This window comes from Actinocorallia herbida, from assembly GCF_003751225.1.
GTDB classification, from domain to species: domain Bacteria; phylum Actinomycetota; class Actinomycetes; order Streptosporangiales; family Streptosporangiaceae; genus Actinocorallia; species Actinocorallia herbida.
Window position 1 is genome coordinate 5,154,521 of the sequence record NZ_RJKE01000001.1, and the last position, 12,057, is coordinate 5,166,577.

General features: G+C 70.8%; 12 protein-coding genes. 1 reads left to right on the forward strand and 11 read right to left on the reverse strand.

Features of this window, described 5'->3' with window-relative positions; genetic code table 11:
• Window positions 1–61 precede the first annotated feature (61 nt).
• The 6 genes from pqqE to EDD29_RS23525 are packed head-to-tail and all read right to left on the reverse strand — an operon-like array spanning window position 62 to window position 5,279.
• Window positions 62–1,174: a pyrroloquinoline quinone biosynthesis protein PqqE gene (pqqE, locus tag EDD29_RS23500; protein WP_123666487.1), complete on the reverse strand. Its 1,113-nt coding sequence runs from the start codon at window positions 1,172–1,174 to the stop codon at window positions 62–64.
• Window positions 1,162–1,422: a pyrroloquinoline quinone biosynthesis peptide chaperone PqqD gene (gene pqqD / locus EDD29_RS23505; RefSeq protein ID WP_123666488.1), complete on the reverse strand. Its 261-nt coding sequence runs from the start codon at window positions 1,420–1,422 to the stop codon at window positions 1,162–1,164. Before pqqD ends, pqqE begins: the two co-directional genes overlap by 13 nt.
• Entirely contained in the window at window positions 1,412–2,098 is a 687-nt protein-coding gene (gene pqqC, locus EDD29_RS23510) for a pyrroloquinoline-quinone synthase PqqC (protein WP_123666489.1), read from the reverse strand. Before pqqC ends, pqqD begins: the two co-directional genes overlap by 11 nt.
• Entirely contained in the window at window positions 2,095–2,976 is an 882-nt protein-coding gene (gene pqqB, locus EDD29_RS23515) for a pyrroloquinoline quinone biosynthesis protein PqqB (protein WP_123666490.1), read from the reverse strand. Before pqqB ends, pqqC begins: the two co-directional genes overlap by 4 nt.
• Window position 2,977: 1 nt before the next feature.
• Window positions 2,978–3,109: a pyrroloquinoline quinone precursor peptide PqqA gene (gene pqqA, locus EDD29_RS23520; protein ID WP_123666491.1), complete on the reverse strand. Its 132-nt coding sequence runs from the start codon at window positions 3,107–3,109 to the stop codon at window positions 2,978–2,980.
• Between the two features lie 16 nt (window positions 3,110–3,125).
• A complete protein-coding gene (locus EDD29_RS23525; RefSeq protein WP_123666492.1) occupies window positions 3,126–5,279 on the reverse strand; it encodes an outer membrane protein assembly factor BamB family protein in 2,154 nt (717 codons plus the stop codon).
• A 245-nt stretch (window positions 5,280–5,524) separates the two neighbouring features.
• On the opposite strand from EDD29_RS23525, the gene EDD29_RS23530 reads away from it, so the two are divergent.
• The gene (locus EDD29_RS23530; RefSeq protein WP_211359859.1) at window positions 5,525–6,508 is read left to right on the forward strand and encodes a ThuA domain-containing protein; all 984 of its coding nucleotides are present in this window, start codon (window positions 5,525–5,527) and stop codon (window positions 6,506–6,508) included.
• Window positions 6,509–6,566: 58 nt separating this feature from the next.
• Here the strand turns inward: EDD29_RS23530 and EDD29_RS23535 are convergent, their stop codons facing one another.
• From EDD29_RS23535 to EDD29_RS23555, 5 genes are all read right to left on the reverse strand, one after another.
• The gene (locus EDD29_RS23535) at window positions 6,567–7,430 is read right to left on the reverse strand and encodes a DMT family transporter (RefSeq protein WP_170201530.1); all 864 of its coding nucleotides are present in this window, start codon (window positions 7,428–7,430) and stop codon (window positions 6,567–6,569) included.
• A complete protein-coding gene (locus tag EDD29_RS23540) occupies window positions 7,427–8,146 on the reverse strand; it encodes an ABC transporter ATP-binding protein (protein WP_123666494.1) in 720 nt (239 codons plus the stop codon). The genes EDD29_RS23535 and EDD29_RS23540 overlap by 4 nt, the downstream gene beginning before the upstream one ends.
• On the reverse strand, window positions 8,146–9,963 hold the full coding sequence (locus tag EDD29_RS23545) for a branched-chain amino acid ABC transporter ATP-binding protein/permease (RefSeq protein WP_123666495.1): 1,818 nt from the start codon (window positions 9,961–9,963) through the stop codon (window positions 8,146–8,148). Before EDD29_RS23545 ends, EDD29_RS23540 begins: the two co-directional genes overlap by 1 nt.
• Window positions 9,960–10,829: a branched-chain amino acid ABC transporter permease gene (locus EDD29_RS23550; RefSeq protein ID WP_123666496.1), complete on the reverse strand. Its 870-nt coding sequence runs from the start codon at window positions 10,827–10,829 to the stop codon at window positions 9,960–9,962. The genes EDD29_RS23545 and EDD29_RS23550 overlap by 4 nt, the downstream gene beginning before the upstream one ends.
• Window positions 10,830–10,891: 62 nt before the next feature.
• On the reverse strand, window positions 10,892–12,034 hold the full coding sequence (locus EDD29_RS23555) for an ABC transporter substrate-binding protein (protein ID WP_123666497.1): 1,143 nt from the start codon (window positions 12,032–12,034) through the stop codon (window positions 10,892–10,894).
• Window positions 12,035–12,057: the final 23 nt, after the last annotated feature.

A 12,057-nucleotide genomic window follows, 5' to 3' on the forward strand; every position in this document is an offset into this window, starting at 1 on the left:
ACACCACCCGCTGACCTCCGCCGAGCCCGCGCCGCGAACGAGTGGGCGCGCCCGCGGGCGCTCAGGGCGCATCGTCTCGTTCACCTCCGACGCGGGCGAGGCGGCCGGGGGATCTGTAGGTGTAGTCGGTGCTCGGTGCCGAGGTCAGGGCGTCGGTGATCAGGTGGTGGTCCGGGGAGAGGGAGCAGGCCGGGTCGGTGCGCGAGGCGTCGCCGGTGAGCGCGAGGGCCTGGCAGCGGCAGCCGCCGAAGTCGGTTTCGCGCTGCGGGCAGGTCCGGCAGGGGGACGGCATCCAGGCGGTGCCGCGGTAGGCGTTGAAGATCTCGGAGTGGCGCCAGATCCAGTCCAGGGAGTGGTCCCGGACGTTCGGGGGCTTCGGCTCGGGGAGGGCGTAGGCGGCGGGGCAGGGGAGGGCCTTGCCGTCGGGGGCGACGGTGAGGGATCGCGAACCCCATCCGCCCATGCAGGGTTTCGGGGTGCCCTCGAAGTAGTCGGGCAGCACCCAGAAGATCTCCAGGCGGCCGCGGAGTTCTTCCGCCCGTCGCCGGACGATCTCCTGGGCGCGGGTGAGCTGGGCGCGGTCGGGCAGGAGGGCCGCGCGGTTGCGCAGCGCCCAGCCGTAGAACTGGGTGTTGGCCAGTTCGATCCGCTCGGCTCCCCAGGCGACGGCGAGGTCGATGAGTTCGGCGACGTGGTCGAGGTTGCGCCGGTGCAGCACCACGTTGAGGCCGAACGGCAGCCCGGACGCGCGGATGACCGCCGCGGCCTCGACCTTGGCGTCGAACGAGCGGGTTCCGGCGATCAGGTCCGATCCGGCCCGCGCGGCGTCCTGGACCGACAGCTGGACGCTCTCGACGCCGTTCGCGGCCAGCGCGTCCAACCGCGCGGAGGTGAGGCCGAGACCGCTCGTCACCAGCTGGGTGTAGACGCCCGCGTCGCGCGCGGCGGCGGCGATCTCTTCGAGGTCGGGGCGCAGCAACGGCTCGCCACCCGAGAGGTGGGCCTGGACGACGCCGAGCGCCGCGGCCTCCCGGAACACCCGTCCCCATTCCTCGGCGCGCAGTTCGGCGCCGCGCCGGACGAGCTCGAGCGGGTTGGAACAGTAGGGGCAGTGCAGCGGGCAGGCGTGGGTGAGCTCGGCGAGCAGGGCCCACGGCGGGTTCAGATCAGCCATCCCTGCTCCCGCATCCGGTCCAGGAAGGCCGTCGTCTCGGCTTCGACGGGTTCGCCCGGGAAGTCCCGGACCAGTTCCGCGACGATCTCGGCCGTCGTGCGCCGCCCGTCGCAGAGCCGGAGGATCGTGCCGCCGGCGCCGGTGAGCCGGACCGCGCGCTCGGGCATGAGCAGGAGATCGGTGTCGCGCACCTTGTCGTGGTGCAGGCGCACCGAGCGGGCCAGGGCGGGGCGGTGGTCAGCGAGCATGGTCCACCGCGTCCAGGAGCGACCAGAGCACGTCGCATTTGAAGGTGAAGGCGGCGACGGCCCTGCGGTGGTCGTCCTCCGTCTCGGTCCACAGGTGGACGAGGTCCACCGCTTCCCTCGAGTCGCGGCGCCCTTGGCCGACGCGGCCCTGGAAGTAGCGGAGTCCTTCCGGCTCGATCCACGGGTAGTGCCGTTCCCAGGCGGCGATGCGGGTGACCATCAGGTCGGGCGCGAACAGCTCGGTGAGAGAGGAGGCGACGGCCTCCAGCGGGCTCTTGTCCCGGCAGAAGGACACGTAGGCGCCCACGGCGAACCTGACGCCGGGGAGCACTCCCTCTCCGGACAGGAGTTCGGCACGGTGCAGGCCCACGGCTTCGCCCAGGCGGAGCCAGCGCTCGAGGCCGCCGGGGTCGGCGCCGGTGCCGTCGTGGTCGTGGATGCGCCGGATCCAGCCGCGGCGGTGCGCCGGGTCCTGGAGTTTGGCGAGGATGTGGGCGTCCTTGATGGGGATGTGCCGCTGGTAGTGGAAGCGGTTGAGGACCCAGCACCGCAGCTGCGCGGGCGTCAGGAGCCCGTCGTGCATGCGCAGGTTGAACGGGTGCCGGTGGTGGTAGCGCTCGGCGGCGAGTTCGTGCAGCCGCTGCTCCAGCGTGCCTTCTGCCAGTGCCGTGTTCACGGTTCGATCACGTCCCCTTCCGCGGCGACGGCCAGGCCGAGGTCCGCGAGGACGCGGTGCTGCGGCGCGGCGGGGTCGACCAGCGGGTTGGTGTTGTTCAGGTGGGTGTACAGGCGCACCGGGGCGGTGAGCCGGGCGAGCCGGGCGGAGGTCCGCGTGATCGGCAGGTGCCCCATCTCGGTGGCGGTCTTCGTGGTGAATCCGGCTCGGCGCGGCTCGTCGTCGTCCCAGAAGGTGCCGTCGAGGAAGACGACGTCGGCGCGGTCGAGCGCGGCCTGGAGGGGATCGCTCCAGTCGGCGACGCACGGGCTGTAGACGGCGCGTCTGCCCGAGCGGACATCGGTGATCTCCAGCGCGGTGGACCAAGGGCCGGGATGCGCCAGGCCCGCCGCGTAGCGCGGCCTCTTGTCGGAGACGGGCAGGGCGGCGACCTCGATGTCGCCGAGGCGCACGGTCTCCCCCGCCGGAAGGGCGTCCCAGGTGATCCCGGCGTAGGGCCCGAGGACGGCGTCGGCGCTCAGCCCTTCGGTGACCGCCGCGAGCACGGCGGGCGGCGCCAGGACGCGCAGGCGTGCGGCCTCCCGCAGCCGGAACAGGCCCAGGGTGTGGTCGAGTTCCGCGTCCGTGAGCACGACGCCGGCGACCGGCGTGCGCCGTGCACCGGGGCCGGGCCGCAGCTCGGGGAACGCCTCGATCTGTTCGGTGACGTCGGGCGCCGCGTTCACCAGGAACCACGCGCCGGGCGCCGTCTCGACGGCGATGGACGCGTGGCGGCGCGGCAGGCCCCGGGACCGCCGCGCGGAGCCGCACCCCTCGCAGGCGCAGTTCCACTGGGGGACTCCGCCGCCCGCGGCGGTGCCCAGGACCCGCAGTCTCATGTCAGAGCTTCCCGCCGAAGTACATGGTGACCTCCATCGAGGTCTCGATCACCTCGTAGCCGGGGCTGCGCCAGCAGACGCTCTTCTGTCCGCGCTCGCGGTCGCGCGAGCTGTGTCCGTGCGTGGATTCCATGGGGTTCCTCTCTCGGTTACCGGACGACGATCTTGCCCGTGCTCTGCGGGAAGACCGGGTCGTTGTAGAAGTACTCGCCCGCCTTGTCGAAGGTGTGCGTGTACGTCTGGCCAGGGGCGAGCCTGCCCGTGGCGAACTCGTGGTCGAAGAACGACGCGGCGCCGTGGCTGTTGGCGTTGTCGGCCGGGTTCACGAACGTGACCGTCGTGCCCTTGGGGATCTCCAGGTGCTGGGGGGCCATGGCGTTCTGCGAGACGGTGTTCTCGACGGCGCCGGGCGCCTGGGCCGCGTTGTCCCACAGCCGGCCGAGGGTGATCGTGGTGGTCCCGGTGACGGCGGCGACGCGGATCTGGTTGCGCTTGGAGGGCGGCACGGGCGCGGCGGCGGGCGCGACGGTGCCGCCGAGCCTGAACGCCCACAGGTGGTCGCCCTTGGGGATGTCGGGGTAGGGCAGGCCGTTTCCTCCGGCGAGGACGGCGATGTACTGGACTCCGTCGATCTCGTAGGAGACGGGGCTGGTGTGCACGCCCGCGCCGGTCTGCCAGCTCCACAGGACCTCACCGTTCCGGTCGTCCATCGCGGTGAGGACGCCGTCCGGGCCGCCCTGGAACATGACGCGTCCGGCGGTGGTGAGGATGCCGTTGCCGTGGGCGAGCGACCAGTCGCCCTCCTTGCGCCAGACGGGCTCGTTGGTGTGCGGGTCGACGGCGACGATGCCGCCGGAGAAGTACTCGCCGTAGGGGCGGGCGGTGTTCACCCGGCCGCCGTTGGTGTTGGAGTACGAGGAGTTGATGAGCCCGTATCCGACGTACAGGTGCCCGGTGTGGGGGCTGAAGGAGAGGTGCGACCAGTCGGCGCCTCCCCCTGCGCCCGGGTACAGGATGGTGGCCTCGTCCCAGAACGGGGTGAAGATCCCGCCGGTGGGGTAGTACGGCACGGGCCGGGTGGTGTCGTGGAAGTCCGGCTGCTGGTGGACGAACGGCCTGCCGCCGGGGAAGGGCTGGGTCGGCCAGGTCTTCTGCCGCGCGTCCTGCGGGACGGGCTTCTCCTTCATCCCGTGGACCGGCTCGCCCGTCCGGCGGTCCAGGACGTAGAACATGCCGACCTTGCTGCCGTAGACGACGACCTTGCGCGTCCGGCCCTTGATGCGCAGGTCGACCAGCACGGGGGCCATGACGTTGTCGTAGTCCCAGATGTCGTGGTGCACCGACTGGAAGTGCCAGCGCCGCTCGCCGGTCTTGGCGTCGATCGCCAGCAGGCAGTTGGCGAAGAGGTTCGTCCCGCCCCTGGTGGAGCCGTTGGTCCGCGGGTAGGGGTTGCCGAACGTCCAGTAGACGAGCCCGAGCTCTGGGTCGACGGCCGGGTGCATCCAGGTGACGGCGCCGCCGGTCTTCCAGGACTCGCCCTCCCAGGTGTCGTTGCCGAACTCGCCGGGGCCGGGGGCGCCCCAGAAGATCCACGCGATCTCGCCGGTGTCGGCGTGCAGGGCGTAGGCGCGGCCGCGGGCGCCGATGGTGCTGCCCTGCATGCCGACGTAGATCATCCCGTCCCAGTGCACGATGGCGCCGGCCAGCGTGCCGATGCTGCCGCCGCACTGTCCGTTGGCGGGGTCGCAGCCGTCGGGGTCGCCGCTCTCCTCGACGTCGAGCAGCAGCTGCTTCTGCCAGACGACGGCGCCGGTCTCCTGGTCGAGGGCGTAGACGATGTTCGCGCCGGAGGCGGTGAACACCTTGCCGTCGGCGACCGCGACGCCGCGCATGTTCGTGCGGCGGCTGCCGACATTGGTCTTCCACTTGACCGCGCCGGTCCTCCCGTCGACCGCGAAGACGTTCTGCTGGGTGGTCTGCACGTAGAGCACGCCGTCCTTGGTGACGATGGTGCTCTGCTGCGCCGCGGAGGCGTCCCCGCCCTCCAGGTTGACGTGCCAGGCGCCGCCGAGGCGCTTCGCGTTCTGCCGGGTGATCTGGCGGAGCCCCGAGTGGTTCTGGTTGCCCAGGTCGCCGCCGACGGTCGGGTAGTCCCGCCCGGTCCGGCCGAGTCCGGGCGGCTGCTTCGGCACGGAGGGGCCGCCTTCGGCCTGTGCGGGCGCGGCGGGGGTGGTGAGCGCCAGCGCGCCGCCGGCGGTCGCGGCGCCGGTGAGGAAGGCGCGTCTGCCCAGGGGTCTCGTCATGGGGGCTCCTATCCGCGGAGGATTTCAGGGGCGGGAAGTGCGGACCACTAGACGGTTCAATCGAACCGTTCAACGGTCGCCACCGTAAGACGCTCGCGGTCGGCCCGCAAGACCCGAACACGAATCCGCCGATAAAGCCACTGGGTCTTGATGAACGGCAGGACGCGTGAGATCGTCATCTGGCCCAAGCCGGTACAACAGGTCCATCTAGCGGACCAACCCCTGGGCTGGAAGGAGCGCAAGCGATGAGGAGACCTTCCTCGCATCTGAAGACCGCGCTGATGGCGAGCGTCGGCACCGCCGCCGTGCTGGCCTCGACGATCGTCGGCACGAGCCTCATGGCGTCGGCCGGCGGGCAGCCGACGAAGAAGCCGCAGACGGGAGCGCAGAACCTGGGGAACCCCGACTACGGGGTGTGCCGCGGCACGGACCCGGACTGCTACCACGACTGGGGCAACTTCGACCCGGCCGAGGGCTACAAGGTCCTGCTCTTCACCCGGACGGCCGGCCCCCGGCACGCCAACCTCGGACCCGCGCTCGGCCCGGGACTGAACCCCCCGCTGACGGACGCCAACATCGTCCAGAAGGGCATCGCGGCCCTCGGCGAGAAGAACGGCTTCAAGGTCGATCACACCGAGGACATCACCCAGTTCTCCACCCCCGCGAAACTGTTCCAGTACAACGCGGTCATCTTCTTCAGCACCTCGCGCGACACCCTGGACGACGCCGCTCAGACCTCGCTGCGCCAGTACATCCGCGGCGGTGGCGGATTCGTCGGCATCCACAACGCCTTCGGCACCGAGTACAACTGGCCCTACTACGAGGGCCTGCTGGGCAACGCCAACTTCTACGACCACGGCCCCGCCCAGCCCGGCACCGTGCGCACCCTCAGCCGCAGGGACGCCTCGACCAAGGGCCTTCCGGCCACCTGGACGACCACCGACGAGTGGTACAACCTGGTGCCGTTCCCCACGAACGTCCGCTTCCTGGCGACCGTGGAGGAGTCCTCCCTCAGGCCCTCCACCGGCGGCGGGCACCCCGGCCACGGCGACTTCCACCCCGTCGCCTGGTGCCAGTACTACGACGGCGGCCGCTCCTGGGTCACCACCCTCGGCCACGACGCGAAGATGTTCACCGACAACGCCACCTTCCAGGGCGCCGAGGAACTCCAGAAGCTCATCGCCGGCGGCATCAGGTCGGCCGCGGGCATGGACCCCTTCTGCCGCTAGTCCACTCCCCCGAGCCGCCCCGCCCTCCGATCCGGAGGGCGGGGCGCTCGCTTTTCCCTCACCCTTCGGGACGCCGCAGCACGAGCACGAGGCCCGCCAGGGTGACGGCCATGCCCGCGAAGGCGACCCGGGTGACGTCCTCACCGAGCAGCACGGCACCCCAGCCGACGCCGAATCCGGGGACGAGCAGGTTGACGTTCGCCGCACGTGCTGGGCCTTCCCGGTCGATCAGCCAGTAGAAGAGGAGATAGGCGACCCCGCTTCCCAGCACGCCGACCAGGACCGCGGCACCCAGGACGAGGGGCGGGAACGGTCCGGCCGGCGGCAGGACGAGCACCGCGGGCGCGAGCAGGGCGAAGGCGGCGATCTGCTGTCCCGCCGCGAGGGCGACCGGCCCGGTCTTGGCGAAGCGGTCGGCCGCGTAGAAACCGCCGTAGGCGAAGATCCCGGCACCCGCGACGGCCGCGACGACGCCGGCGAAGGCCCCGGGCCCGTCCAGGCTCAGGTTCTTCGTGCTCATCACCACGACCACGCCCGCCGTCGCGAGGAGCACTCCGGCGATCTGGCGCGCGCCCGGCGCATGCCTTCGCCGGACCGCCTCGATCACCAGCGCGATGGGCACCGAGGAGGTGTTGAGCACCGAGACCGTTCCCGCGTTGAGCGTCACCGACGCCAGGGCCAGCAGGCTGAAGGGCAGCGCGGCCGACAGCAGGCCGAGAACGGCGAAGCCCCGCCAGTCGCCGAGGCGCGGAAGATCGTGACGTCTCCACGCCACGGCGAGCAGCAGGGCTCCGCCGAGCAGCGCCCTGACCGCCGTGACGGCGACCGGCCCGAAGGACGGCACCGCGAAGCGGATCAGGACGAAGGTGGACCCGAAGAGGGCTCCGCAGCCGACCAGGACGCCAGTGGAACCGCCCTTCACAAGCCGAGGTAGATACGGCGGACCCGGACGTCGGTGCGGAGCTCCGCGGAGGTCCCGGTCATCGCGACCTCCCCGTTCTCCATCACCAGGCACTCGCTCGTCGCCTCGAACGTCAGTTTCGCGTTCTGCTCGACCAGCAGCATGCCGATGCCCTGTCCGCGCAGCTTCTGCAGCACCGCGAGGATGTCGTCGACCAGCTTGGGGGACAGCCCCATGGACGGCTCGTCCAGCAGCAGGAGCCTCGGCCTGCACATGAGCGCCCGCCCGATCGCCAGCATCTGCTGCTGGCCGCCGGACAGCGCCCCGGCGAGCCGGTCGCTCATCTCGCCCAGTACGGGGAACAGCTCGTAGACCTCCTCCAGGCTCTTGCGCGTCTCCGCCGCCCTCCACGGCCGGACGTAGGCGCCGAGCAGGAGGTTCCGCTCGACGGGCAGGCCGCCGAACACGTGCCGGCCCTCGGGGACGTAGCCGATGCGGTGTCGCACCATGTCCCTGGCGCGGACCGACGACATGTCCTTGCCGTCGAACACGACCTTGCCGCCGCTGCGTGGCACGAGGCCCATCAGCGCCTTAAGGGTCGAGGTCTTGCCCGCGCCGTTCGCCCCGATGATGCCGACCGACTCGCCCGGGGGCACGGTGAAGCCGATCGACTTGACCGCGCACACACCGCCGTAGTGGACCGACAGGTCCTCGACGGTGAACTCTCCGCCGCCCATCACTGCACCTCCGTGGGGAGCGTCATCGGTTCCTGCGACATCGACTCGTCGCCGAGGTAGGCCTCGATGACCGCGGGCGTCGCGACCACCTCGGCCGGGGTGCCGTCCGCGATGATCCGGCCGCTCGCCAGGACCGTCACGCGGGCGCACAGCGTCATGACGAAGCCCATGTTGTGCTCGATGACGACGACGGTGACACCGCGGTCGCGGATCGATCTGACGATCTCGGAGAGCTGGCGGACCTCCTCGCCGTTCAGTCCGGCGGCGGGCTCGTCCAGCAGGAGGATCCGCGGCTCGCTCGCCATGGCGCGGGCGATCTCGATGCGCCGCTGGATGCCGTAGGGAAGGGAGCCCGGCGTGGTGTCGGCGTAGTCGGTGAGGCCGAACCTCGTGAGCAGCGCGTCGGCGCGCGCCCGCAGGTCGCGGTCCCGCTTCCAGACACCCGGCTGCCACAGGGCGTACCTCCAGATCCAGCGGATCCGGGTGCGGTCCAGCGCGACCAGGATGTTCTCCCGGACGGTCATGTCGCCGAACAGCCGGAGGTTCTGGAAGGTCCGGGCGATGCCCAGATGGGACAGCTGGTAGGAGGTGGCTCCGGACACGATCTGCCCGTCCACCAGCACCTGCCCGGCCGTCGCCTTGTACAGGCCGCTGATGACGTTGAAGAGGGTCGTCTTGCCCGAGCCGTTGGGCCCGACCACGCCGTGGATCGCGCCGGGCGCGACGGTGAAGGAGATCTCGTTCAGCGCCTTCACACCGCGGAAGTGCTTGCTGATCTCGCGGATCTCCAGGGACGGCGCGCGAACGTCGCCCTCGGCGACCGCGGGGTAGGGCTCGAAGTCGCCGAGTGCGGCCCGCGCGCCCGCACGCCGCCGGTCCCGCATCTGCTCGAGGCGCCGCGGGATCCCGGCCAAGCCGGTCGGCGCGAACACCACCATGAGCACCACGACGACGCCGTAGCCGAGCTGGGCGTAGGTGGAGAACTCCACGAGCCATTCGCGGATGAGCGCCAGGCCGATCGCGCCGACGACGCAGCCCCACAGGCTCTGCCTTCCGCCCACGATGACCATCGCCAGCAGCAGGAACATGTTGGCGATGCTGAACGTCTCGGGGGCGACGTAGCGGATCAGGCCCGCGTACAGGACGCCCGCGAGGCCGCCGTAGAAGCTCGCGAGGACGAACGCCGTCATCCGCAGGTACGGGATCTCCACGCCGATGGCGCCGGCGGCCAGCGGGTCGTCGCGCATGGCGCGCATGCGGCGGCCGAGCGGTGTCCTGACGACGAAGAGGCCGAAGGCGAGCGCGAGCGCGAACACCACGACTTCGAGGTAGTAGTAGAGGTACTCGCTCTCCAGGTCCACCCCGAACAGCGGCGGGACGGGGATGTTGGAGATGCCGTCCGCGCCTCCGGCCATGGGCGTGTTGACGATCCAGTTGAGGAACGCCAGTGCCAGCCCGAGGGTGACGATGCCGAGGTAGTGCGACTGGACGCGCAGCGCAGGAAGGCCGACGAGCAGTCCGGCGAGCAGCGCCGCGCCCATGGCGAGGAGGCCCGCCACCCAGAAGCCGTACCCGGCCTGGGTGGTCAGCAGCGCGGTGGCGTAGGAGCTGACGCCGAAGAAGGCGATCTGCGCGAGGTTCACCTGTCCGGCGATGCCCATCACCAGGCCGAGGCCGATGGCCAGCAGCGCGAAGATGATGGCGACGTCCACGACGTGGATGGCGTAGCTGCCGAGGGCGTACGGCAGCGCGTAGAGGACGACCGCTCCGGCCGCCAGCGAGGCGAGGCGGAGCTTCCCGGGTCCGCGGAGCGTCATGCGCGGTTCACCGTCCTCTCGCCGAAGATGCCGGTCGGGCGGATCATGATCGCGGCGGTGAAGATCAGGAAGGTGACCAGGTCGGAGTAGCCCTGGAAGGTGCCGGCCGAGAACGAGTCGAGGATCCCGATCGCCAGCCCGCCGATGATCGCGCCGGGGATGTTGCCGAAACCGCCGAGCATCGCGGCGGCGAACCCCTTGATGCCCAGGGAGCCGCCCATGGTCGGGGCGACGTAGAGCAGCGGGCCCGCGAGGCTGCCGGCCAGTGCCGCGAGGCCCGCCCCGATGCCGAAGGCCATGGCGTTGCTGCGGCCCACGTGGATGCCGACGGCGGTGGCCGCCTCGTGGTCCATCGCCACGGCCTGCATCGCGGCGCCGCGCTTGGTGCGGTGGAGGAACACGACGAGCAGCACCATGGCCAGCGCAGTGATGCCGAGGACGACGAGGTCGTAGGTGCGGATCCGGACGTCGAACAGCTCGATCGGCCCGGTCTGCACCGGGTTGGGCACGGCCCGGCCGGTGGCGCCCCAGATGATGGTCGCCAGTGCCTCCAGGACGATGCCGAAGCCGATCGTCCCGATCAGCATCAGGTCGAAGTCCTTGTTCTCCAGCGGCCGCAGGACCCGCTCGATGATGAGTCCGATGAGCCCGGTGACGACCAGGGCGACGATCATCGCCGGGAAGAAGGGCAGCTTGACCGTCAGATAGAAGGTGGAGGCCGCGTAGGCGCCGATCATGACGACGCTGCCGTGCGCGAAGTTGACCAGGCCCATCGTGCGGTAGACGAGGGAGAAGCCCATGGCCACCAGCGCGTAGATCGCGCCGAGGCTGAGCCCTCCCACCAGGGTCTGCAGGAAGTCTTGCATGGTTCTCCTAGCTGTCGGCGCGGGCCGCCGGGGATCGCCCGGCGGACCGCGCCCGAGGGGTGTCAGCTCGCGGCGACCAGGACGCCGTTCTCGATGAGGCCGATCTGGGTCTCGAAGATGCCGACGCCGGTGTCGTCGAAGGCGAAGGAGCCGAGCAGGCCTTCGTACTCGGTGGCGCGGATCGCGTCGGCGAGCGCGGCGCCGGTGGCGACGTTCGAGCTCTTCAGCGCGGTGAGCACGATGTTGGTGCCGTCGTAGGCCTTCGCGCCGTGCATCTCGGCGTCTTCGCTGTAGGCGGCCTTGTAGGCGGCCGCGAACTTCTTGGAGGCGTCGCTGAAGTCGTTCGACAGGTAGGGCGTGCTGACGATGGTGCCCTCGACGTTCTCCTTGCCCGCGGTGTCGGCGAAGACCGGGGTGCCCTGGGGCGCGGCGCCGGCGAACGGGACGTCGAGGCCGAGGTCGCGGGCCTGCTTGACGATGAGGCCGGACTGGACCTCCTCGGCGCCGACGAAGATCACGTCGGGGTTCTTGCCGCGGACGTCGGTGAGCGCGGCGCTGAAGTCCTTCTGGTCGGTGGTGACGACCTGGTCGGCGACCGGGGTGACGCCCTTCTCCTTCAGCACCGCGGTGAAGGCGTCGTGCTCGCCCTTGCCGTAGGAGCCGTTGTTGGTGATCAGGGCGATCTTCTTCAGGCCCTTGGCGCCGACGATGTACTCGGCGAGCGACTTGTCGTAGGTAGTGCTCGTGGGCCCGTTGAGGAACAGGAACGGGCTGCCGAACGCGGGCATCGCGGGCGACTGGCCTGAGGTGATGTTGGGGATCTCCGCGGTCTTCAGGATCGGCGCCATGGCGAGCGTGACGGCGCTCTCGGCGGTGCCGATCATCGCGATGTAGCCCTCGCTGTCGATCTTGCGGGCGAGGTTGGTGCCGACGGTCGGGTCGCCCTGGTCGTCGAAGACGTCGAGCTGGATCTGGCGTCCGTTGATGCCGCCCGCCTTGTTCCACTCATCGACGGCGAGCTTGGCGCCCTTGTGCTCCCACGCGCCGAGCGAGCTGAGCTGGCCGCTCTGCGCGTTGACCACGGCGATCTTGATGGGGCCGGTGCCGGAGTCCTTGGCTTCGTCGGACTCGCCCGGCGCCGCGCAGGCGGACAGGGTCAGCGCCGCCGTGAGCGCGGTGGCGAAGAGGGTGGACAGTCTGGACATGAATCACCTCGGGGGGTGGAGGG